The following is a 25,725-nucleotide window of genomic DNA, read 5'->3' on the forward strand; positions in this document are numbered from 1 at the left end:
GTTGAACCGTCCCGACACGCCGGCCGTGCCGTTGACAGGGGGGCTCAGCACCACCCGGCCCCCCACACGGAGGTTGTTTTGTCCGTCGTCCCCACCGCACCCGCGTCACAAGGAGAGCCCCCCGTGACCACCGAAGCAGCGCCGCCGCCAGGCACCACGGGAACGCCCCCGGCGGCTCCCACGGCCGAACAGTTCGGACAGGTCCAGCGCAGTGCCGAGTTCACCGAACTGCGCAGTTCCTACCGCTCCTTCGCCTTCCCGCTCACCGTGGCCTTCATCGCCTGGTACCTGCTCTACGTCCTGCTGTCCAGCTACGCCGGCGGCTTCATGGGGACCAAGCTCTTCGGCAACATCAACGTCGCCCTCGTGCTCGGCCTCGCCCAGTTCGCGACGACCTTCCTGATCGCCTGGCTCTACTCGCGGCACGCCGCCGCCAAGCTCGACCCGAAGGCCGCGGCCATCAAGGCGCGGATGGAGGCCGGGGAATGACCGACACCCTCCAGCTGACGACGACCGCGGCAATGACGGTCGGCGCCGGAGCCACCGAGCACCGCCCGCTGATCATCACCCTGTTCGGACTGTTCGTCGTCGCCACCCTGATCATCACGATCTGGGCCGGCCGCCAGACGAAGGACGCCGCCGACTTCTACGCGGGCGGCCGCCAGTTCACCGGCTTCCAGAACGGCCTCGCCATCTCCGGCGACTACATGTCCGCCGCGTCCTTCCTCGGCATCGCCGGGGCCATCGCCCTCTTCGGCTACGACGGCTTCCTCTACTCCATCGGCTTCCTCGTCGCCTGGCTGGTCGCCCTGCTGCTCGTCGCCGAGCCGCTGCGCAACTCCGGCCGCTACACCATGGGCGACGTCCTCGCGTACCGGATGCGCCAGCGGCCCGTCCGCACCGCCGCGGGCACCTCCACCATCGTGGTCTCGATCTTCTACCTGCTCGCCCAGATGGCCGGCGCCGGCGTGCTCGTCTCGCTGTTGCTGGGCATCACCAGCGACGCCGGCAAGGTGGCCGTGGTCGCGCTGGTCGGCGTACTGATGATCGTCTACGTGACCATCGGGGGCATGAAGGGCACCACCTGGGTCCAGATGATCAAGGCGGTCCTGCTCATCGCGGGCGCCCTGCTGATCACCTTCCTGGTGCTGCTGGAGTTCAACTTCAACGTCTCCGACCTGCTGGGCAAGGCCGCAGAGAACAGCGGACAGGGCGTCAAGTTCCTCGAACCCGGGCTGAAGTACGGCAAGGACGGGATCACGAAGCTGGACTTCATCTCTCTCGGCCTCGCCCTGGTCCTGGGCACCGCCGGCCTGCCGCACATCCTGATCCGCTTCTACACGGTGCCCACCGCCAAGGCCGCCCGCAAGTCCGTGAACTGGGCCATCGGCATCATCGGCGCCTTCTACCTGATGACGATCGCCCTCGGCTTCGGCGCCGCCGCCCTGCTGAACCGGGCCGACATCCTCGCCTCGAACAAAGCGGGCAACACCGCGGCCCCGCTGCTCGCCCAGGAGATCGGCGGCGGCGCGGACTCCACCGGCGGCGCGATCCTGCTCGCCGTGATCTCCGCGGTCGCCTTCGCCACCATCCTCGCGGTGGTCGCGGGCCTCACCCTGGCCTCCTCCTCGTCCTTCGCGCACGACCTCTACGTGAACGTCATCCGCAAGGGCAAGGCCACCGAGCAGGAGGAGGTGCGCGCGGCCCGCTGGTCCACCGTGGTCATCGGCGCCGTCGCCATCGGCCTCGGGGCGCTGGCCCGCGACCTGAACGTCGCCGGCCTGGTCGCCCTGGCCTTCGCGGTCGCCGCCTCGGCCAACCTGCCCACGATCCTCTACAGCCTCTTCTGGAAGCGCTTCACCACCCAGGGCGCGCTGTGGTCGATCTACGGCGGCCTGATCTCGGCGGTCGGCCTGGTGCTCTTCTCGCCGGTCGTCTCCGGCAAGCCCACCTCGATGTTCAAGGACGCCGACTTCTACTGGTTCCCGCTGGAGAACCCGGGCATCATCTCGATCCCCCTCGGTTTCCTGCTGGGCTGGCTGGGAACCGTCCTGTCCAAGGAGAAGGCGGACCCCGACAAGTTCGCCGAGCTGGAGGTCCGCTCCCTCACCGGAACAGGGGCCCACTGACATCGTCCGAACACCCAGCGTGGCCGCGTCGTAGATCCCTACGACGCGGCCACGTCACGTCTCGTTCATTTCGAGACCTCTACCTGACACACCCGTCGCGTAGTCTCGAAATAGAACGCGTGAAGTAGATCCAATGTTGCGCGTACCTCTACATCCGGACAGGGGAGGGGGCCCACAGTGCTTCTCGACACCTACGGCCGCGTGGCCACTGACCTGCGCGTCTCACTCACCGACCGGTGCAATCTGCGCTGCACCTACTGCATGCCCGAAGAGGGACTGCAGTGGCTCGGCAAGTCCGATCTGCTCAGTGACGACGAGATCGTCCGGCTGATCCGCATCGCCGTCACCCAGCTCGGCATCACCGAGGTGCGCTTCACCGGTGGCGAGCCGCTGCTGCGCCCCGGCCTGGTCGGGATCGTCGAGCAGTGCGCGGCCCTGGAGCCCCGCCCCCAGATGTCGCTGACCACCAACGGCATAGGCCTCAAGCGCACCGCGCAGGCCCTCAAGGCCGCCGGCCTAGACCGGGTGAACGTCTCCCTGGACACCCTGCGGCCCGACGTCTTCAAGACCCTCACCCGCCGCGACCGCCACCACGACGTCATCGACGGCATGGCCGCGGCCCGCGAGGCCGGCCTCACCCCCGTCAAGGTCAACGCGGTGCTGATGCCCGGGCTGAACGACGACGAGGCGCCCGACCTGCTGGCCTGGGCCGTGGAGAACGAGTACGAGCTCCGCTTCATCGAGCAGATGCCGCTCGACGCCCAGCACGGCTGGAAGCGCGACGGCATGATCACGGCCGGCGACATCCTCCAGTCGCTGCGCACGCGCTTCACGCTCACCGAGGAAGGGGCCGACGAGCGCGGCTCCGCCCCCGCCGAGCGCTGGGTGGTCGACGGCGGCCCCGCCACCGTCGGCGTCATCGCCTCGGTCACCCGCCCGTTCTGCAGCGCCTGCGACCGTACGCGGCTCACCGCCGACGGCCAGGTCCGCACCTGCCTGTTCGCCACCGAGGAGTCGGACCTGCGCGCCGCCCTGCGCTCCGGCGCCGCGGACGAGGAGATCGCCCGGCTGTGGAAGGTGGCGATGTGGGGCAAGAAGGCCGGGTCCGGTCTCGACGACCCGTCCTTCCTCCAGCCCGACCGCCCGATGTCGGCGATCGGCGGCTGAGCCGCTCCCGGCCCCTGCCCGATCCCTGAGCCCCGGCCCCGGCCGGGGCTCAGGCGCGTTCCGAGCCCTCCGGCTGGACCCACTCGTCGAGCTTCACCACGTCCTTGAGGAAGCCGCGGACGCCCAGGAACTGGGAGAGGTGCTCGCGGTGCTCCTCGCACGCCAGCCAGGTCTTGCGGCGCTCCGGCGTGTGCAGCTTCGGGTTGTTCCACGCCAGGACCCAGACGGCCGTGTCACGGCAGCCTTTGGCGGAGCAGGTGGGAGCGTCGGTATCGGGGGAGTCAGGGGGCATCACGCCTCAACCCTACAAAGCCCCGGACCGGAAGGGCGACGCCGAGCAGCCACGGGGGGAGCTGCCCGGCGTCGGTCCGTCGCTCCGACGGGGGATGCGGAGCGCGTAGGCAGTATGTCACGCAGGACCCGGTGGAGTGCACCGGAACTTCATGATTGATCTGAGCTTTTCTTGAGGTTTCCCGCTTCCAGCACCGGACGGACCGGCGCCGGGACGAAGTGGGAGGGCAGCGTGGGGGTCGACTCGCGGCCCGCGTTGGCGATGACCACGGCGACGTAGGGCAGCAGTGCACCCGCGACGAGCGTCACGATCGCCACGTGGCGTTCCACGTTCCACAGGACCACGGTCGCGATGACCGACAGGGTCCTGACGACCATCGAGATCACGTACCGCCGCTGACGGCCCCGCACGTCCTCGGCGAGTCCCATCCGTGCCCCGGTGATCCGGAAGATCTCGGCCCCGGCCTGCTTCTGCCGCTTCGTCCGCTGCACGCTCCACCACCCGATCGCCCGCCGGGCGCTCCCCGGCCCGGACCCCCTCCACCGTACGCCGCCCGCCGGACGGTGAGGAGAGCGGGTGCGCCCGGACGGTCCTGCCTGAAATGCGCCATCCGCCGTACGGGTTGAGACTGGCCGCACATGCGCACATCGCGCCTGAGGAGGCGACATGCATTGGTTCTGGGCGATCATCGTCGGTTTGGTGCTGGGGCTCATCGCCCGCTTGATCCTGCCGGGCAAGCAGCACCAGCCCATCTGGCTGACCGCGATCTTCGGCATCATCGGCGGCCTCCTCGGCAATGCCGTCGCGACGTGGATCGGCGTCGATGAGACCCGGGGCATCGACTGGATCCGGCACCTGCTGCAGCTGGCGGGGGCGGTCCTGCTCGTCGGCGTCGGCGACATGGCCTACATGGCGCTGAGGGGGAACAAGCGGACGGCCTGACGCGGCGACGCGGGGGCCGGTACGGACAGTGTGTCCGTACCGGCCCCCGCGCCTGTGCCCGTGTATCTGTGCCTGTGTGCCCGTACCCGTGTGCCGGTACGGCTGTACCCGTACCGCGCGGACCCCGGAGGGTCAGCCCGTGACCTCGACCGCGGCCAGGTTCTTCTTGCCCCGGCGCAGCACCAGCCAGCGGCCGTGCAGCAGGTCCGCCTCGGCGGGGACCGCGTCCTCGGCGGTGACCTTCACGTTGTTCACGTAGGCCCCGCCCTCCTTCACGGTCCGGCGTCCGGCCGACTTGCTCGCGACCAGGCCGGTCTCCGCCAGCAGGTCCACGACCAGACCGGGTTCCGCGACCTTGGCGTGCGGCAGCTCGGACAGGGCCGCGGCCAGCGTGGCCTCGTCCAGCTCCGCCAGCTCGCCCTGGCCGAACAGCGCCTTCGACGCGGCGATCACGGCGGCGCACTGGTCGGCACCGTGCACCAGGGTCGTCAGCTCCTCCGCCAGCGCCCGCTGGGCGGCACGCGCCTGCGGCCGCTCGGCGGTCTGCGCCTCCAGCGCCTCCAGCTCCTCAGGGCTCTGGAAGGACAGGATCCGCATGTAGGTGGAGATGTCCCGGTCGTCCACGTTCAGCCAGAACTGGTAGAACGCGTACGGGGTGGTCATCTCCGGGTCGAGCCAGACCGCCCCGCCCTCGGTCTTGCCGAACTTGGTGCCGTCCGCCTTGACCATCAGCGGGGTCGCCATCGCGTGCACGACCGCCCCCGGCTCCACCCGGTGGATCAGGTCGAGGCCGGCCGTCAGGTTGCCCCACTGGTCGGACCCGCCCTGCTGGAGCACGCAGCCGTGGCGCCGGTACAGCTCCAGGAAGTCCATGCCCTGGAGCAGCTGGTAGCTGAACTCGGTGTAGCTGATGCCCTGGTCGGACTCCAGCCGCTTGGCGACGGAGTCCTTCGTCAGCATCTTGTTGACGCGGAAGTGCTTGCCGATGTCCCGCAGGAACTCGATGGCGGACATGCCCGCCGTCCAGTCCAGGTTGTTCACCAGGACCGCGGCGTTCTCGCCCTCGAAGGACAGGAACGGCTCGATCTGCGCACGCAGCCGGTTCACCCACTCCGCGATGACCGCCGGGTCGTTCAGGGTGCGCTCGGCGGTCGGGCGCGGGTCACCGATCTGGCCGGTGGCCCCGCCGACCAGCGCCAGCGGCCGGTTCCCGGCCAGCTGGAGCCGGCGCATGGTGAGGACCTGCACCAGGTGCCCGACGTGCAGCGAGGCCGCGGTCGGGTCGTAGCCGCAATAGAACGTGACAGGACCGTCCGCGAACGCCTTGCGCAGCGCTTCTTCGTCGGTGGACTGGGCGAACAGCCCGCGCCACTTCAGTTCGTCGACGATGTCCGTCACGGTTTCCTGACTCCTTCGGATGAGGGAATTGCGACACTCCGGTGACTCAGTCTAGGTGGGTCAGACACCCTTGCTGACCGAGCTCATATTGAAGTCCGGGATGCGCAGCGCGGGCATCGCGGCCCTGGTGAACCAGTCGCTCCACTCGCGCGGCAGGGTCTTCTCGGTCCGGCCCGCCTCCGAGGCCCGCGACAGCAGGTCCACCGGGGACTCGTTGAACCGGAAGTTGTTGACCTCGCCCACGACCTGCCCGTTCTCCACCAGGTAGACGCCGTCCCGGGTCAGCCCCGTCAGCAGCAGGGTGGCCGGGTCGACCTCGCGGATGTACCAGAGGCAGGTCAGCAGCAGGCCCCGCTCCGTACCGGCGACCATCTCCTCCAGGGACTTCTCGCCGCCCGCGTCGAGGATCAGGTTCCCGAAGCCGGGGGAGAGCTGCATGCCGGTCAGGCCCGCGGTGTGCCGGGTCGTGGTCAGCCGGGACAGCCGTCCGTCGCGGATCCACTCGGTCGCCGGGACCGGCAGGCCGTTGTCGAAGACGGACGCGTCGTCGCCGGAGCTGTGGGCGATCACGAACGGCGCGGTCTCCAGCCCCGGCGCGTTCGGGTCGCTGCGCAGGGTCAGCGGGAGCTCGGAGAGCTTCTCGCCGAGCCGGGTGCCACCGCCGGGCTTGGAGAAGACCGTCCGGCCCTCCACCGCGTCCCGGGCCGCCGCCGACCACATCTGGTAGATGAGCAGGTCGGCCACGGCGGTCGGCGGCAGCAGGGTCTCGTACCGCCCGGCGGGCAGCTCGATCTTCCGCTCCGCCCAGCCCAGGCGTACGGCGAGCTCCGCGTCCAGGACCGTCGGGTCCACGTCCTTGAAGTCCCGGGTCGAGCGGCCCGCCCAGGCCGAGCGCTGCCGGTCCGGGGACTTGGCGTTGAGCTCCAGGGTGCCGTTCGGCTGGTCGTGGCGCAGCCGCAGGCCCGTGGAGGTGCCGACGTAGGTGGAGACCAGCTCGTGGTTGGCGAAGCCGTACAGCTCCCGGCCGCCCGCCCGGGCCCGGGCGAAGGCCTCGCCGAGGGCCGGGGCGAAGTCCGCGAACACCGCCGAGGAGGTCTCGGCGGGGGCGTCGGTGAAGTCCGGGGAGACCGGGGTGCCGGTCACCAGCGGCTGGGCGTCCTCCGCCGGACCGGCCCCGCGCGCGGCCGCCTCGGCGGCCCGTACCAGCGGCTCCAGGTCCTCCGCGGTGACGGCGGAGCGCGAGACGACCCCCGAGGCCGTGCCCTCCTTGCCGTCGACCGTGGCGATGACCGTCAGGGTCCGGCCGCGGGTGACGCCGTTCGTGGTGAGCGCATTGCCCGCCCAGCGCAGGTTGGCGGTGGAGTCCTCGTCGGCGATGACGACGCAGCCGTCGGCGGTGGACAGCTCCAGCGCCCGCTCGACGATCTCGTGGGGCTTGGTGCGTCCGTTCGAAAGCGTGCTCATCGGCCGGCCTCCTGCGTGGTGTTCAAGATGTTCACGTCGCGGAACAGTGCGGACGGGCAGCCGTGCGAGACCGCCGCGACCTGGCCCGGCTGGGCCTTCCCGCAGTTGAAGGCGCCGCCCAGGACGTAGGTCTGCGGGCCGCCGAGCTTCTCCATCGAGCCCCAGAACTCGGTGGTCGAGGCCTGGTACGCGACGTCGCGCAGCTGCCCGGCCAGCTTGCCGTTCTCGATGCGGAAGAACCGCTGTCCGGTGAACTGGAAGTTGTAGCGCTGCATGTCGATCGACCAGGAGCGGTCGCCGACCACGTAGATCCCGCGCTCCACCCCGCCGATCAGGTCCTCCGTCGAGAGACCGCCCGGATCCGGCCGGAGCGAGACGTTCGCCATCCGCTGGACGGGCACGTGCCCGGGGGAGTCGGCGTAGGCGCAGCCGTTGGAGCGGCCGAGTCCGGTCAGCTTCGCGATCCGCCGGTCGAGCTGGTAGCCGACCAGGGTGCCGTCCTTGACCAGGTCCCAGCTCTGCGCCTCGACGCCCTCGTCGTCGAAACCGACGGTGGCGAGGCCGTGCTCGGCGGTGCGGTCACCCGTCACGTTCATGATCGGGGAGCCGTACTTGAGCTTGCCCAGCTGGTCGAAGGTGGCGAAGGAGGTCCCCGCGTACGCCGCCTCGTAGCCCAGTGCCCGGTCGAGCTCGGTGGCGTGGCCGATGGACTCGTGGATGGTGAGCCACAGGTTGGACGGGTCCACGACCAGGTCGTAGCGCCCGGCCTGCACGCTCGGCGCCCGCATCTTCTCGGCGAGCAGGCCCGGGATCTGCTCCAGCTCGGCGTTCCAGTCCCAGCCCGTGCCGGTCAGGTACTCCCAGCCGCGGCCGGCCGGCGGGGCGATGGTGCGCATCGAGTCGAACTCGCCGGTCGTGCCGTTCACGGCGACGGCGGTGAGCTGCGGATGGATGCGTACCCGCTGCTGCGTGGTCGAGGTGCCCGAGCTGTCGGCGTAGAACTTGTTCTCGTGCACGGCGAGCAGCGAGGCGTCCACGTGCGCGACCCCGTCGGCCGCGAGCAGCCGGGCGCTCCAGTCGGCGAGCAGCGCCGCCTTCTCCGTGTCCGGGACCTCGAAGGGGTTCACGTCGTAGGCGGAGATCCAGGTCCGGTCGGAGTGCACCGGCTCCTCGGCGAGCTCGACCCGCTCGTCGGAACCGGCCGCCTTGATCACCTGGGCGGACAGCTTCGCCATGGCCACGGCCTGCGAGGCGACCTTGGCGGCGGCGTCCATGGTCAGGTCCACTCCGGAGGCGAAGCCCCAACTGCCCCCGTGCACCACGCGGACCGCGTACCCGAGGTCGGTGGTGTCGGACCCGCCGGACGGCTTGGCGTCACGGAGCCGCCAGGAGGCGTTGCGAATGCGTTCCAGGCGGAAGTCGGCATGATCGGCGCCCAGCGCGCGCGCCCGGGCGAGCGCCGCGTCGGCGAGCGCCCGCAGGGGCAGCGCGGTGAATGCCGCGTCGATGGAATGGGCCACGGAAGTCCTCCCGGGGTCGGGGCCGGTCGCCCCGATCATGTCGCGCTCGGGGCTCTTGTGCCTACATCTTTCTGTAGGGACTCGACAGAGCCCGTCGCAAGGCCCTGTCGGAGCCCGATTCTCCGTACGGGCGGTGCGACCTATAGGTTTTTGGTATTCACACCGCTGAGCGAAAGGGTGATCTGTTGAGCCGCTCGGTTCTCGTCACCGGAGGAAACCGGGGCATCGGCCTCGCCATCGCCCGTGCCTTCGCGGAGGCCGGCGACAAAGTCGCCATCACGTACCGGTCGGGCGAACCGCCGGAGGCGCTGACCTCCCTGGGCGTCCTCGCGGTCCGCTGCGACATCACCGACTCCGAGCAGGTGGAGCAGGCCTACAAGGAGATCGAGGACAAGCACGGCGCGGTCGAGGTGCTGGTGGCCAACGCCGGCATCACCAAGGACACGCTGCTGATGCGGATGTCCGAGGAGGACTTCGCCTCGGTCGTCGACACGAACCTCACCGGCACCTTCCGGGTGGTCAAGCGCGCGAACCGTGGCATGCTCCGTGCCAAGAAGGGCCGCGTCGTCCTGATCTCCTCGGTCGTCGGGCTGCTCGGTTCGGCGGGACAGGCCAACTACGCCGCCTCCAAGGCGGCACTGGTCGGCTTCGCCCGGTCGCTCGCCCGTGAGCTGGGCTCCCGCAACATCACCTTCAACGTCGTCGCCCCCGGCTTCGTGGACACCGATATGACGAAGGTGCTCACCGATGAGCAGCGCGCGGGCATCGTGGCCCAGGTGCCGCTCGCCCGCTACGCGCAGCCCGAGGAGATCGCGGCAGCCGTCAGCTTCCTGGCGTCCGACGACGCCGCGTACATCACCGGAGCCGTCATTCCCGTTGACGGCGGATTGGGCATGGGTCACTGATCACCATGAGTGGAATTCTCGAGGGCAAGCGCATCCTCGTCACCGGCGTGCTGATGGAGTCCTCCATCGCGTTCCACGTCGCCAAGCTCGCCCAGGAGCAGGGCGCCGAGGTCATCCTCACGGCGTTCCCGCGGCCGACGCTGACGGAGCGCATCGCCCGCAAGCTGCCCAAGCCCGCCAAGGTGATCGAGCTCGACGTCACCAACCAGGAGCACCTGGACCGGCTGGAGACCCTCGTCCGCGACGAGCTCGGCAGCCTCGACGGGGTCGTCCACTCCATCGGCTTCGCCCCGCAGGACGCCCTCGGCGGCAACTTCCTGAACACGCCGTTCGAGTCGGTCGCCACGGCGATGCACGTCTCGGCGTTCTCGCTGAAGTCGCTGACGATGGCGTGCAAGCCGCTGTTCTCGCACGAGGGCGCGGCCGTCGTCGGCCTCACCTTCGACGCGCAGTTCGCCTGGCCCCAGTACGACTGGATGGGCCCGGCCAAGGCCGCGCTGGAGGCCACCAGCCGCTACCTCGCCCGCGACCTGGGCAAGGAGAACATCCGCTGCAACCTGGTCTCGGCCGGTCCGATCGGCTCCATGGCCGCGAAGTCCATCCCGGGCTTCGGCGAGCTGGCCGACGTCTGGAACTCCCGCTCGATGCTGGAGTGGGACATGAGCGACCCGGAGCCGGCCGCCCGCGGCGTCGTCGCGCTGCTGTCGGACTGGTTCCCGAAGACCACCGGCGAGATCGTCCACGTGGACGGCGGTCTGCACGCGATGGGTGCCTGACGGCTCCCGCATCCCGTACGGCGACGGCCGCGCTTCCCTTCCGGGGGCGCGGCCGTCGCCGTTTCCGTGGGCCGGGTGCTTCGGCCGGTCCTTCGGCCGAGCCCTTCGGCCGGGCCCGCGCACTCGATCAGATGTGCGCCGTCTGACCGGATCTTCCCGAGTCGAAAACCAGGACAGATAGCTGCAAACTGTCCAAGTCGGGATCTTCCCGGCTCCTGCGGGGAGGAGGTAGGAGTGCGCGCGAGACCGAGCCGAGCGGTATCGCTGCTGGTCACCTCGGTGATCCTGACCGGGCTCCTGGTCCCCGGGGCAGCCGCGCAGCCCGTGAACGGCGAGTCGGCGCCCGGCCCCGACGCCGCCCCCGCCGTGGTCGACCTCGCGGAGATCCCCGCCGAGCCACCCGTACGGCCCCCGTCCCGCGCCGAGCGGGAACTCTTCGGCGCGGACTGCGACACCGTGATCAACGGGTCACAGGTGACGGCGTACTGCCACAACAGCTATCCCGAGACCGACCTGGTGTCGCTGCACGTGGAATGCGACCGTTGGTGGGACGTGGACGGGGACGCCGCCCCCGTGGCCGTCGGCCCGGCCGGGCGGGTGGCCCTCGCCGGCCGCTGCTGGAAGGAAGTCCGCTCCGCCTGGGTCAGCCACCGGCGCGCCTGACCGCTGCCGCCCTGCGGACGCCTACGAAGCCGCGCCCGTGCCCTTGCCGAGGCAGGCGAACGGGTAGCCCGCCGCCTCGGAGGCCGCCGCGTCCCCGTCCCCCCGCCGGATCGCCTCGATCAGCCGGGAGTGGTCCAGGTGGGCGGCCGGGTCCAGTTCGGCCCCGACGTCCGTCCGCAGCCAGTCGGCCACGAGGTCCCCGAGGTCCGCGTACAGCTCGATCAGCACGTCGTTGTGCGAGGCCGTCACCACGGCCATGTGCAGGCTCACGTCCGCCGCCACGAACAGCTCCGCGTCCCCGCTCGCCCAGGCCTCCTCGCGCCGCGCCAGCAGCGCGTCCAGCTGTACGAGGTCCCGCTCGGTCCGCCGCTCCGCCGCCAGCCGGGCCGCCGAGGACTCCAGCGTCGAGCGCAGCTCCGCGACGTGCCGCGGGTCGGCTCCGGCGAAGCGGCGGTGCATCACCCCGGCCAGCTCGCTGGTGGCCAGCACGTAGGTGCCCGAACCCTGCCGGATGTCGAGGAGCCCGTTGTGCGCGAGGGCCCGGACGGCCTCGCGGACGGTGTTGCGGGCGACGCCCAGCAGCTCCACCAGCTCCGGCTCGGTGGGGATGCGGGAACCGACCGGCCACTCGCCGGAGGTGATCTGGTTCCGCAGCTGGGCGATCACCTGGTCGACGAGGGCGGAGCGCCGTGGCGAGGTCAGCGGCATGGGTTCCTCTCAAGAGCAATTGGACAACCAATCATCCCATGATTCTATGATGGTTGAATGTCCGACGAAGAAGTCACCACGCTCGGCCGGCCGGCCGGAGCCCGAACGGCCCCGCGGCAGGCCCCCGGCGGCGCCGGGCCCGGGGCCGAGCGCGCCACGGCCGCCGCCCTCACCACCCCGCGCGCACCGGCGCAGCCGGCCTGGCTCGGCCCGGTGCTCATCGTCGGAATCGTGCTGGCCGCCCTCAACCTGCGGCCCGCCATCACCAGCCTCGGCGCCCTCTTCGAGGAGACCCGCACGGGCCTCGGCATGAGCGGCGCCGTCGCCGGACTGATCACCTCCGTCCCCGCCCTCTGCTTCGCCGTCTTCGGCATCACCGCGCCCCGGCTCTCGCGCCGCTTCGGCCCCGCCGCCGTCGTCTGCGCCGGCATGGCCGCCGTGGCCACCGGCCTGCTGATCCGGCCCTTCGCCGACAACGCCGCGGCCTTCCTCGCCGCCAGTGCCCTCTCCCTGGCCGGCATAGCCGTCACCAACGTCCTCCTGCCGGTCATCGTCAAGCGTTACTTCCCGGACCGCGTGGGCACGATGACCGGCCTGTACTCCATGGCCCTGGCCGCCGGCACCTCGCTCGCCGCCGCCGCGACCGTCCCGATGACCGCCGCCCTGGGCGGCAGCTGGCGTACCGGCCTGCTCGTCTGGGCCGTGCTCGCCCTGGCCGCCGTACTGCCCTGGCTGCCCATCGCCCGCGCCTCCCGCCGCGCCGAGCGGGCCGCCGTCGCCCAGGAGGCGGCAGCACGCGGCGCCGTACCGGGCCCCGTACGCGCCGACACGGGCCCGAAGGTCGTCCGCAGCCGCACCGCCTGGGCCCTGGCCTGCTACTTCGGCCTCCAGGCCACCGGCGCCTACATCACCATGGGGTGGCTCCCGCAGATCTTCCGCGACGCCGGGGTCTCCGCCTCCACCTCCGGCGTGCTGCTCGCCGTCACCATGGTCATGGGCGTCCCGCTCGCCTTCGTCATCCCGGGTCTGGCCGGCCGGATGAAGAACCAGGGCGCCATCGCCGCCACCCTCGGCCTCTTCGGCCTCGTCGGCTACCTCGGCCTCTACCTCGCCCCGGTCGCCGGCGCCTGGGCCTGGGCCCTCCTGCTCGGCGTCTCCAACTGCGCCTTCCCGCTCGTCATCACCCTGATCGGACTGCGCGCCAAGTCTCCGGCCGGGGTCGTCAAGCTCTCCGCCTTCGCCCAGTGCACCGGCTACCTCATCTCCATCCCCGGCCCGCTGCTCATCGGCACCCTCTACCAGCACAGCGGCGGCTGGGACCTGCCGCTCGCCCTGATGGCCGGACTCCTGGTCCCGCAGATCGCGCTGGGCATCCTGGCGGGCCGGGACCGCACCATCGAGGACGAATGCGGCATGCGAGACTGAGGGACATGTCGCCCGTACTCGAACCGAACCCCCAGGACGGCCGCAAGAAATTCGGCCTCGTGCTCGGCGCGATGCTCGCCGTGACCGTGATCATCGCGGTCATCGCGACGATCGCCTCCCCCTGACCGCCCGCCGCTGGTGGGGTTAGCCCCACCACCCCCTAGGGGGCCAGGCTCAGGGTGAAGTGGGGTGCGCCCCGGATGGGAACCGCTCCTTCGGATCCATAGATTCGAAGAGAACGAGCCCGCTCCAGTCCGCACCCCTCGGAGGCGGCCATGTCGGCCCCCACGCACTCCCGGTCCCTCCCCGCCGGCCCCCGCGCGGGCACCGGCGCCGACGCCCGTCTGCACTGGTGGGCGCTGGCCCTGCCCGCCCTCGGATTCGGCCTCCTCCTGCTGCTCCTCGCCGGGTCCGCCGAGGCCCACGCGGCCGCCGGTGAGGCCACCGGCCTGCTCCACGTCACCCAGCAGCTGCTGCGCGCCGTCGGCTGATCCCGCGTGCGCCGGGTGCGCCCCAGCACCGGGCGGCGGCCCTCCAACGCCCTGCGCCCCATGGCCCGTTTCATGCGAAGCTGGGATCCATGAGCGCCGACACAACCCGCAGGATCACCCTCCTCCGGCACGCCAAGGCCGACTGGCCCCAGGTGGCCGATCACGACCGCCCGCTGGCCGAGCGAGGCCGCAAGGACGCCCCGGCCGTCGGTCTGAAGCTCGCCGAGACCGGCATCGCCTTCGACCTGGCCCTCTGCTCCACCGCGGCCCGCACCCGCGAGACCTGGAAGCTCGCCGTCCAGGAGATGCCGCACCGGCCGAAGACCTCGTACGAGGAGCGGCTGTACGACGCCTCGCTGGGCGAGCTCATCGCCCTGCTGAACGAGACCTCCGAAGACGTCGCGGACCTCCTCGTCATCGGCCACAACCCGGGCATGCACGCCCTCGCCGACGCCCTCTCCGGGCGCGCCGAAGGCGACACCCTGGCGCGGATGAGCCGTACGGGGTTCCCGACCGCGGCGCTCGCCGTCGTCTCCTTCACCGGCTCGTGGAAGTCCCTGGAGCACGGCGTCGCCACGCTGCTGGACTTCTGGACCCCCAAGGACCACTGACCACCACCGCCGACCACCACCGCCGACTGGCCGTCCGCCGACCGGGTGGCCGCCGGCCGGTGACGCGCGAACGGGCCCCGGCAGCAGTCCTGCCCGCCGGGGCCCGTACGCGTCTTCGCCCGTGCTCACGCCAGGTCGGCGGCCTCCACCTCTTCACGGGTGATCCCGAGCAGGTACAGCACCGCGTCCAGGAAGGGCACGTTCACCGCGGTGTGCGCGGCCTCGCGGACCACCGGCTTGGCGTTGAAGGCCACGCCCAGCCCGGCCGCGTTCAGCATGTCCAGGTCGTTGGCCCCGTCGCCGATCGCCACCGTCTGGGCCAGCGGTACGCCGGCCTCCGCCGCGAAGCGCCGCAGCAGCCGGGCCTTGCCCGCCCGGTCCACGATCTCGCCGGTGACCCGGCCGGTCAGCTTCCCGTCGACGATCTCCAGGGTGTTGGCCGAGGCGAAGTCCAGCCCCAGCCGCTCCCGCAGATCGTCCGTGACCTGCGTGAACCCGCCGGAGACCACACCGACCTGGTAGCCCAGCCGCTTCAGGGTGCGGATCAGGGTCCGGGCACCGGGGGTCAGCTGCACCTCGGCACGGACCTTGTCCACCACGGAGGCGTCCAGCCCCGCCAGCAGCGCGACGCGGGCGTGCAGCGACTGCTCGAAGTCCAGCTCCCCGCGCATGGCCCGCTCGGTGACCTCCGCGACCTCGGCCTCGCAGCCCGCGTGGGCGGCGAAGAGCTCGATGACCTCGTCCTGGATCAGCGTCGAGTCCACGTCCATGACGACCAGCCGCTGGGCCCTGCGGTGCAGCCCGGCCGAGACCACGGCCACGTCCACGCCGATGTGCGCGGCCTCGGTGGCCAGAGCGGTGCGCAGCGGCTCCGTCTCGACACCGGAGACGGCGAACTCCACGGCCGTCACCGGGTACTTCGCCAGCCGGAAGATACGGTCGATGTTGCCGCCGACCGAGGTGATCCGGGCGGCGATGGCCGCCGTGGACTCGGCGGTGAGCGGGTGCCCGAGCACGGTGACGTGCGAGCGGCCGCTGCCGCGCGGGCGGTTGTCACCCGTACCGGAGAGGATCTCGGCCTGCATCTTGAGTGACTCGGCCCAGCTGTGGACGGTGGCCCGCAACGAGCCCTCGGTGCCGGGGGCGGGCTGGGTGACCAGGGCGCACAGCACTATGCGGCCACGGGTCACGACCTGTTCGATGTCGACGACGTCGACGGAGTAGGCGGCGAGGGTGTCGAACAGCCCGGCGGTGATCCCGGGACGGTCCTTGCCGAAGATCTTGACGAGGAGAGTGGGGGCGTCGGAGGTCTGCGAAGCGCTCATGGTGTTCTCACCGTATCTTCCCCGCCCCCGGCCCAGGACCCCCGTCCCACCCTCCGGGACCGGCCTCGCCCGGGGGCGTGCGGCCACGGGCGCGGTCCGCGCCCGCGGCCGGCCTCAGCGGCGCACGAGCAGGGCGACCGAGATGCCCGAGACCTGCTTGAAGCTGGTCTGCGTGTAGCGGTCCTGGAGGGCCTTGGCGTGCTCGGGCAGGACGGTGGTGAAGGGGTCGCCGCCGTCGTCCTTGGAGACCAGCCAGATCCGCGGCGGCGGGGTGGTGTCCAGCGAGGCGGCCGGGTCGCCGATCAGCGAGGGCCACAGGTCGTCGCGCTGCTCGCCGGTCTTGTCGAGCAGCACGTCGCGCGGCTTGATGTGCGGGGGCAGGTAGTACTGGACGCCCGTGTCCACGCCCCACCACACCTGGTCCCGCTGCTGCCCGTACGCCACCGCGTCGCCCGGCCGGTAGCCCGCGGCGACGACCCCGGCCGCCGCCCGGTAGTCCAGCGGCACGAAGGGGACCGGCTCGGGGTAGGTGTACGCGGCGTGCGAGAGCGGGCGGTGCATCGTGACGTGGTCCGGGAGGACCATCACGGCCAGCACCAGCAGCACCGCCACCACCCCGCGTGCGCGCGCCAGGGCGATCCCGGCCCCGGCCATCACGGCCCAGGCGGGGAGCACGAAGAACAGGTACTTCGGCATGAAGTAGGAGACGTCGCCCTGCTGCGAGATCGCCCAGATCATCACCACCGGCAGCACGGCCGAGACGGTGCCGAAGAGGGCCGACAGCTTGCGGTCGCTGCCCCAGGCCAGGGCCGCTGCCAGGAACAGCGCGGCGGCCAGCGCGGTGCTGGAGAAGACCTGCGGCCAGATGCCGGCCAGGTCGCTCAGCCGAGGCCGGGGGATCCAGCTGATCTGGCGTCCCGCCTGGCCGCCGCCCAGGCTGATCAGCGGGAACGTCGAGGCCACGCCGAGGACGGCCGCCACGGCGAAGCCGACCGGGATCCGCCGGTTGCCGCGGTCCTTCCACCAGTACAGCGCCGCCCCGAAGGCGTGTGCGCCCAGGAAGACCAGGGACACCAGGTGGAGGTAGCCGACGGCCGCCACCGACACCCCGTAGCAGAACCAGCGCACCGGCCCCGGCCGCTCCAGGGCCCGCAGCAGCAGGAGCAGCGCCGCCGCGGCGACCAGCACCACGAGGGCGTAGGACCGGGCCTCCTGCCCGTACCGGGTGACGGCCGGGATCAGCGCGAACACCAGGCCGGCGGCCAGGCCGGCCCGCGCGCCGAACATCCGCCTGCCCGCCAGCGCCACACAGCCCGCCGCCGCGGCCATGGCCAGCACGGTGGGCAGCCGGAGCATCGCCGGGGATTCGCCGAAGAACCCGATCCAGTAGTGCAGCAGCAGGTAGTACGCGCCGTGCACGGCGTCCACGCTGTGGAGCATGTCCAGCAGCGCGCCGGTCGGCCGCCGGACCACCGTGAGGGTGGCCAGTTCGTCGTGCCAGAGCACGGGGGTGCTGATCCGGAACAGCCCGGTGGCCAGGGTCGCCAGTACGGGCAGCAGCCAGACCAGCCCGGATATCGGCCGGCGCCGGATGGCCCGCCGCGCTCTGCGGGCGGCGCTCCGAGGGCCGAGCGGCTGGGCCGGTCGCTCGGTCTCGGCCGTCGCGGCGTGATCTGTACGCGTCATTGCAGTCCTGGAGGTGGCGCCGGGCGGCGCGGCGGAAGCGGAGGTGTCGGACAGCCATTCTGCCGGGGCCCGGGGGCGGGTGCGGACCCGGGCGCCCCACTGTGAGGGAAATCCTGTAGGACGCCGTCCCGGTCGAGGCCCTCGTAGTGTCGGTCCCCGGCCCTCGTGAGGGCCAGGCGAGAAGTCCCTTTATCACACTCATCGGGTGACTTTCGGCCCCCGTCGACACGCCGCCACGGACAGCCGGGCGGGCCCGGATTCCACTTGTGGCCGCAGGCCTGAAATAGTTCCCCCGGATGTTCGCCATCCCTAGACTCCCTGACGCAGGGGGATTCTCGGGGGACTTAAGTGGGGCTGGAGTGCCGGAACTCGTACTGGAATTGAACGGAAGGACCTGGACGCTTGATCCGTCCAGGTCGTACTCCCTGGGGCGAGACCCCCAGGGCGATGTGGTGATCGATGACGCACGGGTGTCGTGGCGACACGCCACCATCAGCTGGAACGGCCGTGGTTGGGGCATCGAGGACCACGGCAGCACCAACGGCACGTACGTGCACGGGGCTCGGGTCCAGCAGGCCGAACTCGTGCCCGGCACGCCGGTCTTCCTGGGCAACGCGACCGACGGCCCGCGGCTGAATCCCGTCGGGGCGGGGGCGGCCGCCGCGGCGCCCGCGCAGGCAGCGGCCCAGCAGCCCCAGCACGCGCAGGCGTACGCACAACAGCAGGCCCCGGCCTACCAGGCGCCGCAACAGCAGCCGCAGCAGGCCTGGCAGCAGCAGGCTCAGCAGCAGCAACAACAGCACGCTCAGCAGCAGCCGCAGGCGCACGTCCCGCACCAGCAGGGTGGCGGCCCCGCCGCGTCCGGCCCGGCGCAGGGCGCGGCACCCGGCCACGGCGACCGCAGCCCGACCACGTTCCACCAGCTCTCGCTGGGTCACGTCATGCGCATCGGCCGTGCGCTGGAGAACGAGCTGGTCGTCTCCGACCTCCAGGTCTCCCGCCACCACGCCGAGTTCCGCTCGATGCCCGGCGGCCGCTTCGAGATCCACGACCTCGGCAGCCACAACGGCACGTACGTCAACGGTCAGCCGCTGGCCAAGTCCGGCACCGTCCTGCTCGGCCCGAACGACATCGTCGGCGTCGGCCACTCGACGTTCCGGATCGTCGGCGACCGCCTCGAGGAGTTCGTCGACACCGGCGATGTCTCCTTCTCGGCCCGCCACCTCACGGTCACGGTCGACGGCGGCAAGCAGATCCTCAAGGACGTCACCTTCGGCGTCCCGGAGAAGTCGCTCATCGGAGTCATCGGACCCTCCGGTTCCGGCAAGTCGACCCTGCTCAAGGCGCTGACCGGCTACCGGCCCGCCGACCAGGGCGACGTCCTCTACGACAACCGCAACCTGTACAAGCAGTTCGCGGAGCTCCGCCAGCGCATCGGCCTGGTCCCGCAGGACGACATCCTGCACAAGGAGCTGCGCGTCCGCACGGCGCTCAAGTACGCGGCCAAGCTCCGCTTCCCCGGCGACACCGCCGAGTCCGAGCGGGCCGCCCGCGTCGACGAGGTGCTGCGCGAGCTCAAGCTCGACATCCACAAGGACAAGAAGATCACCGCGCTCTCGGGCGGTCAGCGCAAGCGCGTGTCCGTGGCGCTGGAGCTGCTCACCAAGCCGTCGCTGATCTTCCTGGACGAGCCCACCTCCGGCCTCGACCCGGGCATGGACCGCGACGTCATGCAGCTGCTGCGCGGCCTCGCCGACGACGGCCGCACGGTCCTCGTCGTCACGCACTCGGTCGCCGAGCTGGCCATCTGCGACAAGCTGCTGGTCATGGCCCCGGGCGGTTCGGTCGCCTACTTCGGCCCGCCGGACGAGGCGCTGAACTTCTTCGGCTACACCACGTGGGCGGACGTCTTCTCGGCCTTCGAGAACTACCGCGACTACGACTGGGCCGGCCGCTGGAAGGGCTCCCAGCACTACCAGCTGTACGCCGCCGACATCGACGCCGTCGCCCCGCAGTCGGTCGCGATGCCGACTCCGCAGCAGGTGAACCCGCCGAAGCCGCAGGCCTGGGGCTCCCAGCTGTTCACGCTGATCTTCCGCTACCTCTCGGTGATCGCGTCGGACAAGGGCTTCATGGCCCTGATGCTGATCCTCCCGGCGGTCCTGGGCGTGGTCTCCACGGTCATCCCCGCGACCTTCGGCCTCGCGCCCCCGAAGCCGCCGTCCAACTTCAACGGCGACGCCGGCACGATCATGCTGATCATCTGTGTCGGCATGTGCTTCTCGGGCGCCGCGAACTCGGTCCGTGAGCTGATCAAGGAACGGGTGATCTACGAACGGGAGCGCGCGACGGGCCTGTCCCGGTCGGCGTACCTCATGTCGAAGGTGATCGTCCTCGGCCTGATCACGGCCGTCCAGGCCGTGATCATCTGCGGGATCGGCTTCTTCCCGCGCGAGCTGCCCGCCGAGGGCCTGCTCATGCCGCCCGCCGTCGAGCTCTGCCTGTCGGTCACGGCGCTCGGCTTCACCTCGATGATGTTCGGCCTCGTGATCTCCTCGCTGGTGAAGACCTCCGAGAAGACCATGCCGCTGCTGGTCATGTTCGCGATCATCCAGGTCGTCTTCACCGGCATCCTCTTCCAGGTGTACGACTCCCCGGGCCTGGAGCAGTTCGCCTGGCTGATGCCGTCCCGCTGGGCCGTCGCCGCCGCGGGCACCACGCTGAACCTCGGCGTGCTCATGCCGCCGTGGGACCGCGAGAACCCGACCAACACCGACCCGCTCTGGGACGCCACGGTCGGCCAGTGGAGCCTGGACATCGCCGTCCTGCTCGTCATGGGCATCGCCTGCGGCTTCCTGGTGGCGCGCCTGCTGCGCCGCCACGAGCCCGAGGTCATGCGCAAGTAGGACCGCGCACGGCAACACCGCGCACCACGCACGAACGCCTCAGGGCGGCCACCGGAAGTCCGGGGGCCGCCCTGAGGCGCGCGGGGGATCAGATCGCCACAGGCTCAGTACGCGCTGTTGACGTTGTCCATCGAGCCGTACCGGTCGGCCGCGTAGTTGCAGGCGGCGACGATGTTGGCGACGGGGTCGTACTGGTCGAACTTGGTGCCCTTGACGTGGTACGCCTTGAAGGTCGGGAGGATGACCTGGAGCAGACCCTTGCTGGGGATGCCGTTCTGGGCGTTGATGTCCCAGTTGTTGATCGCCATCGGGTTACCGCTGGACTCGCGCATGATGTTCTTGTGGATGCCCTGGTAGGTACCCGGGATGCCCTCCTTCTTCATGATGAAGAGGGCTTCCTTGATCCAGCCGTCCAGGTTGTTCGCGAAGACGGGGGCGCGGGCGGCGGAACGGCTCGCGGCCGCCTTCGCCTCGCGGGCCTTCTTGGCGGCGGCCTCGGCCTTGGCCTTCTCGGCGTCCGTCGCCTTCTTGGCGGCGACGGCCTGCTGCACGGAGAGGTGCTGCTGTACGGCCTTCGCCTGGGCGCCGTCGACGGCCTGGGTCCAGGCGACGGGGGCGACGGCGACCGTCTGGGCCTCGACGGCACCGGCCGGGACGAGGGAGAAGGCGACGGCGGCGGCACTGAGCGTGGCGACACCGGCAAGGGACAGCTTGTGTGCCTTCGTCAGACGACTGTGACCGGGAGTGCGGGAAGCAGACATGGCGGGGCAACCTCTTCGAATAGCGGGGGCCGCAGGAAGGCGCCGTGAGGATCCGGGGATCCGCGGTGCTGTGCGACGGGAGCAATTCTTAGCGGCGGCAAAATCGCCTGGCAAAGGTGTGACCTACGATCCCGCTTAGTGGATCACGCACCGGCGCCGAGGCCGGAATTACGGCCTCGGCGCTACGCCCGCCCGTGCTGACGGGACCTTTACCTGTCCACTAGGGACCTTCGTAAGTGACGTGCGTCCTATGCGCGGGCTCACATCGAGCACGTAACAGTCTCACCGTGAGTTGCTACAGCAATTCAATGAGTCACGGGTCTCATCCCTGAGTAGCAGATGGACGTCCCCGAACTCGTGCCAGAGGCAGTGCCGGGCCACCGCCTCCGCATACCCGCGGCGTACGGCGGCACGCCCGGCGACCGCCTCCAGCATCAGCAGATGGGACGCCTCGGGCTCGTGCAGCCCGGTCAGCAGCCCGTCCACCACCCGCACCCCCCGCTCCGGCGTGACCACCAGATCCGTCCAGCCCCCGGCCGCCCGCACCACCCCGGCCCCGTCCGCGGCCGACTCCAGCGCCCGCACGGCCGTGGTCCCCACCGCGATCACCCGCCCGCCCGTCGCCCGGCCACCACCCCTCATCGAGGCGCTGCGCGCCGCCCCTCCTGGTCGCGCCGCCCTGGCGGCGTTCACCAGCCACGCCGTCGTCGCGGGCACCTCGTACCGCTCCGGGTACGGCGGCTCGTGCGCCTCCTGCGAGGCCACCCCCGTGTGCAGGGTCAGCGGCGCGAACTGCACCCCCCGGCTCACCAGCCGCGCCACCAGCTCCGCGGTGAAGGGCCGCGCCGCGCTCGGCATCTCCGCGGATCCCGCCCCGTCGGCGCCCGGCACCGCGAACACCGTCTGGTACGCCGACAGCGGCTGGTCCCGCTCCGTGTACGCGTACCGGATCGGCCGCCCGTACGCCCGCAGGAGCCCCGGTACGTCCGCCCGCGCCGTGCCACGGCCCCCCTCGGGTCCGCGGTGCCGCGCCCACCACAGCCGGTCCGCCCCCGCCACGAGGGGCTCCTCCAGTAGGAGCCGGTGCCCGCCCGGCAGCTCGACCACCGCCCCGGCGGGCCCCCCGGCGCGGGGCCGGGTCGTCCCCCGGCCGGCCGGGTCCCGCAGTTCCACCGCCCAGCGGCCCTCCCCGGACTCCGTCCGCGGGTACTCCCCGTCGCCCCGCGTCGAGAAGTGCACCACCACGTCCTCGCGGCCCAGCCGCCCGTCCACGGCGGCCGCCAGCGTGGCCGAGGTGTTCACCACCAGGACGTCCCCGGCCCGCAGCAGCCGCGGCAGCTCACGGAAGGCCTGCAGCGACACCCGCTCGCTGCCCCGCGAGACCAGCAGCCGCACCGCGTCCCGCCCCAGCCCCGGCCCGCGCTGCTCGGCCGGAACCCGGGCCGGAAGGCCCGGCGGAATGTCCGTTATATACAGTCCCTTCTCCGGCAGCGCCGAACCCCCGCCCCCAGCCCGCGTCCTCACCGCGCACCCCCCGCCGTGCCGCCGGGCTCGGCCCCCGCCGTGCCGCCGGGCTCGGCCCCCGCCGTGCCGCCGGGCTCGGCCCCCGCCGTGCCGCCGGGCTCGGCCCCCGCCGTGCCGCCGGGCTCGGCCCCCGCCGTGCCGCCGGGCTCGGCCCCCGCCGTGCCGCCGGGTTCCGCCCCGGCGGTGCCGTCGACCCCGGCGACCAGCCCGCCGGGTTCCGCGTCCGGCCCGCCACCATCGCCCCCGGCCCCGGCCCCGGCCCCGGCCCGCTCGTCGTCGGCCCGGCCCGCCGCCAGGCGACCGGCCGTGTACCGCCCGCTCGGCAGCCGCTCCGCCACCAGCCGCAGCAGCAGCGGAGCCACCTCCTCCGGCGTCGGCATCCCCGTCAGGTCCTCCTCCGGCTCGGCCGCCGCCATCATCCGCGTCCGCATCGAACCCGGATCCGCCCACCACACCCGCAGCCCCGGCTCCTCCACCGCCAGCACGCCCGACATCAGATCCCCCGCCGCCTTCGTCGCCCCGTACGCACCCCAGGTCTCGTACGCCACCACCGCCGCGTCCGAGCTGATGTTCAGCACCGCCCCCGCCTCCGCGGCCCGCAGCAGCGGCAGCCCCTCCTGGATCAGCCCCAGCGGGCCCACCACATTGACCTCGAAGGCCTCGCGCAGCCCGTCCAGCGAGTGGACCGCCAGCGGTACCAGCGGCTCCGCCCCCAGCACCCCCGCGTTGTTCACCAGCAGGTCCAGCCCGCCCAGCTCCCCGGCCGCCGCCACCAGGGCCGCCCGGTGCGCCTGCGAGGACACGTCCCCCGCCAGCGCGCTCACCCGGCCCCCCGCCGCCCGCGCCGACCGGGCCGTCTCCTCCAGAGCCCGCTCGCCCCGCGCACTCAGTACGAGGTCCCAGCCGCGCACCGCCAGCTCCCCGGCCAGCGCCCGGCCCAGCCCCCGCGAGGCCCCCGTCACCATCGCCACCGCCATGACCGCACCTTGCCTTCCGTCCCGCCCAGCAGATGCCCCCAACCTAGGAACCGGTCACCCGCCGCCGCCTCGGCCGCAGGACCCACCCCGGGCGGTCCCTTGGCCCTACGTCCCGGGCCCGATCCCGCAGCTCACCCCCGCGGGTACGGTGAGCCCATGCACCGACCCCGCAGCGGCCTGGCCGCCGTCAGCACCGCGCTGCTCGCCATGAGCCGCACGCTGGAGGTACGCGACGTCCTGCGCACGATCGTGGTCTCGGCCCGCGAGCTGCTGGACGCCGAGTACGCGGCCCTGGGCGTCCCCGACGACCACGGGGGCTTCGCCCAGTTCGTCGTGGACGGCATCACCGAGGAGCAGTGGCGCCGCATCGGCCCGCTGCCCCGCCAGCACGGCATCCTCGCCGCGATGCTCCACCAGGACGGCGCCGAGCGCCTGGCCGACGTACGCAAGGACCCGCGCTTCGGGGGCTGGCCCGCCGCCCACCCGGAGATGTCCGACTTCCTCGGCCTGCCGATCCGCGACGGCGAGGAGACCCTCGGCGCCCTCTTCCTCGCCAACAAGCGCTGCCCACGCCCCGGAGCCGGCTGCGGATTCACCGAGGAGGACGAGGAACTCCTGGACCTCCTCGCCCAGCACGCCGCGATCGCCCTCACCAACGCCCGGCTCTACGAGCGCAGCCGCGAGCTCACCATCACCGAGGAGCGCTCCCGCCTCGCCCACGAGCTCCACGACGCCGTCAGCCAGAAGCTCTTCTCGCTCCGCCTCACCGCCCAGGCCGCCGCCGCCCTCGTGGACCGCGACCCGGCCCGCGCCAAGGACGAACTCCAGCAGGTCGCCGCCCTCGCCGCGGAGGCCGCCGACGAACTGCGGGCCGCCGTGACCGAGCTGCGCCCGGCCGCGCTCGACGAGGACGGCCTCGTCGCCACCCTCCGCACCCACGTCCAGGTGCTCGACCGCGCCCACACCGCGCACGTCACCTTCACCTGCGACGGGGTACGGGCCCTCCCCGCGGCCCAGGAGGAAGCGCTGCTCCGCGTCGCCCAGGAGGCCCTCCACAACGCCCTGCGCCACTCGGGCGCGGACCGCGTCGAGGTCGCGCTGGCCCGCACCCGCGGCGGCGGAGCCGTACTGAAGGTCATCGACTCGGGCCGGGGCTTCGACCCCCGCACGGTCCGCCGCGCGGGCCGCCACCTGGGCCTGGTCTCCATGCGGGACCGCGCGGGCGGCGTCGGCGGGCGGCTAGAGGTGCACTCGGAGCCCGGCAGCGGCACCACGATCGAGATGGAGGTCCCGGGTGGCTGACACACCCCCCGTCCGTGTCCTGCTGGTCGACGACCACCAGGTGGTCCGGCGCGGCCTGCGCACCTTCCTGGAGGTCCAGGACGACATCGAGGTGGTCGGCGAGGCCTCCGACGGCGAGGAGGGCATCGCCCGCGCCGAGGAACTGCGGCCCGACGTGATCCTCATGGACATCAAGATGCCGGGCACTGACGGCATCGAGGCACTGCGCAGGCTGCGCGAGCTGGCGAACCCGGCGCGGGTGCTGATCGTCACCAGCTTCACGGAGCAGCGGACCGTGGTCCCGGCCCTGCGGGCGGGCGCCGCCGGATATGTCTACAAGGACATCGACCCCGAGGCCCTGGCCCGGGCCATCCGCTCCGTCCACGCGGGCCACGTACTCCTCCAGCCGGAGGTGGCCGTGGCACTCCTCTCCCAGGAGGACCAGAGCCCCTCGCCCGGCCGCAGCGGCTCCCTGACCGACCGGGAACGGGAGGTCCTCTCCCTCATCGCGGACGGCCGCTCGAACCGCGAGATCGCGCGGGCGCTCGTCCTCTCCGAGAAGACGGTCAAGACCCACGTATCGAACATCCTGATGAAACTGGACCTCGCGGACCGCACCCAGGCGGCGTTGTGGGCGGTCAGGCACGGAATCGCGGAGTGAACCGACCGGTCTGAGATTCATACGGTCGGGTGTATGTAGCCCACATGGCGTATCCCGGCGGCCGGGCGGCCGTTCTCCATGGCGTGCCGCGACGGCTGGTCGCGGCAGACGTA

General features: G+C 71.8%; 24 protein-coding genes and 1 pseudogene. 14 read left to right on the top strand and 11 right to left on the bottom strand.

The genetic code is table 11. The features are described 5' to 3' along the window. The first annotated feature begins 123 nt into the window (after window positions 1-123). The 3 genes from OG447_RS16950 (at window position 124) to moaA (ending at window position 3,296) form a co-directional block, all read left to right on the top strand. Entirely contained in the window at window positions 124-489 is a 366-nt protein-coding gene (locus OG447_RS16950; RefSeq protein ID WP_266937443.1) for a DUF485 domain-containing protein, read from the top strand. Then, window positions 486-2,129 (top strand): cation acetate symporter, encoded by a 1,644-nt coding sequence (locus tag OG447_RS16955; RefSeq protein ID WP_266937445.1) that lies wholly within the window; start codon window positions 486-488, stop codon window positions 2,127-2,129. Before OG447_RS16950 ends, OG447_RS16955 begins: the two co-directional genes overlap by 4 nt. Before the next feature lie 177 nt (window positions 2,130-2,306). Continuing rightward, a complete protein-coding gene (gene moaA / locus OG447_RS16960; protein ID WP_266937447.1) occupies window positions 2,307-3,296 on the top strand; it encodes a GTP 3',8-cyclase MoaA in 990 nt (329 codons plus the stop codon). 49 nt (window positions 3,297-3,345) lie between these two features. Here the strand turns inward: moaA and OG447_RS16965 are convergent, their stop codons facing one another. Both OG447_RS16965 and OG447_RS16970 read right to left on the bottom strand, forming a co-directional pair. Beyond that, window positions 3,346-3,588, bottom strand: a complete 243-nt coding sequence (locus OG447_RS16965) for a hypothetical protein (RefSeq protein WP_266937448.1) — start codon at window positions 3,586-3,588, stop codon at window positions 3,346-3,348. A 149-nt stretch (window positions 3,589-3,737) separates the two neighbouring features. Further along, the gene (locus OG447_RS16970) at window positions 3,738-4,079 is read right to left on the bottom strand and encodes a DUF3099 domain-containing protein (protein WP_266937449.1); all 342 of its coding nucleotides are present in this window, start codon (window positions 4,077-4,079) and stop codon (window positions 3,738-3,740) included. A gap of 175 nt (window positions 4,080-4,254) precedes the next feature. Between OG447_RS16970 and OG447_RS16975 the strand changes: the two genes are divergently transcribed. After that, a complete protein-coding gene (locus tag OG447_RS16975) occupies window positions 4,255-4,530 on the top strand; it encodes a GlsB/YeaQ/YmgE family stress response membrane protein (RefSeq protein WP_266937451.1) in 276 nt (91 codons plus the stop codon). 132 nt (window positions 4,531-4,662) lie between these two features. Here OG447_RS16975 and tyrS read toward each other — a convergent pair whose 3' ends face one another. From tyrS to OG447_RS16990, 3 genes are read right to left on the bottom strand one after another with little or no spacing between them, the layout of a single operon-like run. Continuing rightward, on the bottom strand, window positions 4,663-5,928 hold the full coding sequence (gene tyrS / locus OG447_RS16980; RefSeq protein WP_266937453.1) for a tyrosine--tRNA ligase: 1,266 nt from the start codon (window positions 5,926-5,928) through the stop codon (window positions 4,663-4,665). A 60-nt stretch (window positions 5,929-5,988) separates the two neighbouring features. Next, a complete protein-coding gene (locus OG447_RS16985) occupies window positions 5,989-7,392 on the bottom strand; it encodes a metallopeptidase TldD-related protein (protein ID WP_266937455.1) in 1,404 nt (467 codons plus the stop codon). Next, window positions 7,389-8,912, bottom strand: coding sequence for a TldD/PmbA family protein (locus OG447_RS16990; RefSeq protein ID WP_266937457.1), 1,524 nt, complete (start codon window positions 8,910-8,912; stop codon window positions 7,389-7,391). Before OG447_RS16990 ends, OG447_RS16985 begins: the two co-directional genes overlap by 4 nt. Before the next feature lie 185 nt (window positions 8,913-9,097). Here OG447_RS16990 and fabG point away from each other — a divergent pair, with 185 nt between their 5' ends. The 3 genes from fabG (at window position 9,098) to OG447_RS17005 (ending at window position 11,256) form a co-directional block, all read left to right on the top strand. Then, window positions 9,098-9,817 (top strand): 3-oxoacyl-[acyl-carrier-protein] reductase, encoded by a 720-nt coding sequence (gene fabG, locus OG447_RS16995; protein ID WP_215061506.1) that lies wholly within the window; start codon window positions 9,098-9,100, stop codon window positions 9,815-9,817. A 5-nt stretch (window positions 9,818-9,822) separates the two neighbouring features. Continuing rightward, window positions 9,823-10,593 (top strand): enoyl-ACP reductase FabI, encoded by a 771-nt coding sequence (gene fabI, locus OG447_RS17000; protein WP_266937461.1) that lies wholly within the window; start codon window positions 9,823-9,825, stop codon window positions 10,591-10,593. 234 nt (window positions 10,594-10,827) lie between these two features. Next, window positions 10,828-11,256, top strand: coding sequence for a hypothetical protein (locus OG447_RS17005; protein ID WP_266937462.1), 429 nt, complete (start codon window positions 10,828-10,830; stop codon window positions 11,254-11,256). A 21-nt stretch (window positions 11,257-11,277) separates the two neighbouring features. Here OG447_RS17005 and OG447_RS17010 read toward each other — a convergent pair whose 3' ends face one another. After that, on the bottom strand, window positions 11,278-11,964 hold the full coding sequence (locus tag OG447_RS17010) for a FadR/GntR family transcriptional regulator (RefSeq protein ID WP_266937463.1): 687 nt from the start codon (window positions 11,962-11,964) through the stop codon (window positions 11,278-11,280). A 57-nt stretch (window positions 11,965-12,021) separates the two neighbouring features. Between OG447_RS17010 and OG447_RS17015 the strand changes: the two genes are divergently transcribed. The 4 genes from OG447_RS17015 (at window position 12,022) to OG447_RS17030 (ending at window position 14,491) form a co-directional block, all read left to right on the top strand. After that, complete coding sequence (locus tag OG447_RS17015) at window positions 12,022-13,389, top strand: MFS transporter (RefSeq protein ID WP_266937464.1); 1,368 nt, start codon at window positions 12,022-12,024, stop codon at window positions 13,387-13,389. Between the two features lie 5 nt (window positions 13,390-13,394). Continuing rightward, window positions 13,395-13,514, top strand: coding sequence for an SGM_5486 family transporter-associated protein (locus tag OG447_RS17020; RefSeq protein ID WP_266937465.1), 120 nt, complete (start codon window positions 13,395-13,397; stop codon window positions 13,512-13,514). A gap of 150 nt (window positions 13,515-13,664) precedes the next feature. Continuing rightward, window positions 13,665-13,880, top strand: a complete 216-nt coding sequence (locus OG447_RS17025; protein WP_266937466.1) for a hypothetical protein — start codon at window positions 13,665-13,667, stop codon at window positions 13,878-13,880. Window positions 13,881-13,969: 89 nt separating this feature from the next. Continuing rightward, window positions 13,970-14,491, top strand: a complete 522-nt coding sequence (locus OG447_RS17030) for a histidine phosphatase family protein (protein WP_266937467.1) — start codon at window positions 13,970-13,972, stop codon at window positions 14,489-14,491. Window positions 14,492-14,616: 125 nt separating this feature from the next. Here the strand turns inward: OG447_RS17030 and serB are convergent, their stop codons facing one another. After that, on the bottom strand, window positions 14,617-15,816 hold the full coding sequence (gene serB / locus OG447_RS17035; protein ID WP_266937468.1) for a phosphoserine phosphatase SerB: 1,200 nt from the start codon (window positions 15,814-15,816) through the stop codon (window positions 14,617-14,619). 114 nt (window positions 15,817-15,930) lie between these two features. Further along, window positions 15,931-17,502: a glycosyltransferase family 39 protein gene (locus OG447_RS17040; protein ID WP_266937469.1), complete on the bottom strand. Its 1,572-nt coding sequence runs from the start codon at window positions 17,500-17,502 to the stop codon at window positions 15,931-15,933. Window positions 17,503-17,798: 296 nt separating this feature from the next. Here OG447_RS17040 and OG447_RS17045 point away from each other — a divergent pair, with 296 nt between their 5' ends. After that, window positions 17,799-20,408, top strand: a complete 2,610-nt coding sequence (locus OG447_RS17045) for an FHA domain-containing protein (protein WP_266937470.1) — start codon at window positions 17,799-17,801, stop codon at window positions 20,406-20,408. Between the two features lie 104 nt (window positions 20,409-20,512). Here the strand turns inward: OG447_RS17045 and OG447_RS17050 are convergent, their stop codons facing one another. The 3 genes and pseudogenes from OG447_RS17050 to OG447_RS17060 form a co-directional block, all read right to left on the bottom strand. Then, on the bottom strand, window positions 20,513-21,169 hold the full coding sequence (locus OG447_RS17050; protein WP_266937471.1) for a transglycosylase SLT domain-containing protein: 657 nt from the start codon (window positions 21,167-21,169) through the stop codon (window positions 20,513-20,515). Between the two features lie 282 nt (window positions 21,170-21,451). Further along, window positions 21,452-22,660: an S-adenosylmethionine:tRNA ribosyltransferase-isomerase gene (locus tag OG447_RS17055; RefSeq protein WP_266938912.1), complete on the bottom strand. Its 1,209-nt coding sequence runs from the start codon at window positions 22,658-22,660 to the stop codon at window positions 21,452-21,454. Window positions 22,661-22,995: 335 nt separating this feature from the next. After that, a pseudogene (locus OG447_RS17060) lies at window positions 22,996-23,670 on the bottom strand (SDR family NAD(P)-dependent oxidoreductase); the annotation flags it as partial. Between the two features lie 156 nt (window positions 23,671-23,826). On the opposite strand from OG447_RS17060, the gene OG447_RS17065 reads away from it, so the two are divergent. Both OG447_RS17065 and OG447_RS17070 read left to right on the top strand, forming a co-directional pair. Beyond that, window positions 23,827-24,972, top strand: coding sequence for a GAF domain-containing sensor histidine kinase (locus tag OG447_RS17065; protein ID WP_266937472.1), 1,146 nt, complete (start codon window positions 23,827-23,829; stop codon window positions 24,970-24,972). After that, window positions 24,965-25,612 carry a response regulator transcription factor gene (locus OG447_RS17070; protein WP_266937473.1) on the top strand — a complete coding sequence of 216 codons (648 nt, stop codon included), beginning with the start codon at window positions 24,965-24,967 and terminating at the stop codon, window positions 25,610-25,612. Before OG447_RS17065 ends, OG447_RS17070 begins: the two co-directional genes overlap by 8 nt. Window positions 25,613-25,725: the final 113 nt, after the last annotated feature.

It is taken from the genome of Streptomyces sp. NBC_01408 (genome assembly GCF_026340255.1).
Classification (GTDB): domain Bacteria; phylum Actinomycetota; class Actinomycetes; order Streptomycetales; family Streptomycetaceae; genus Streptomyces.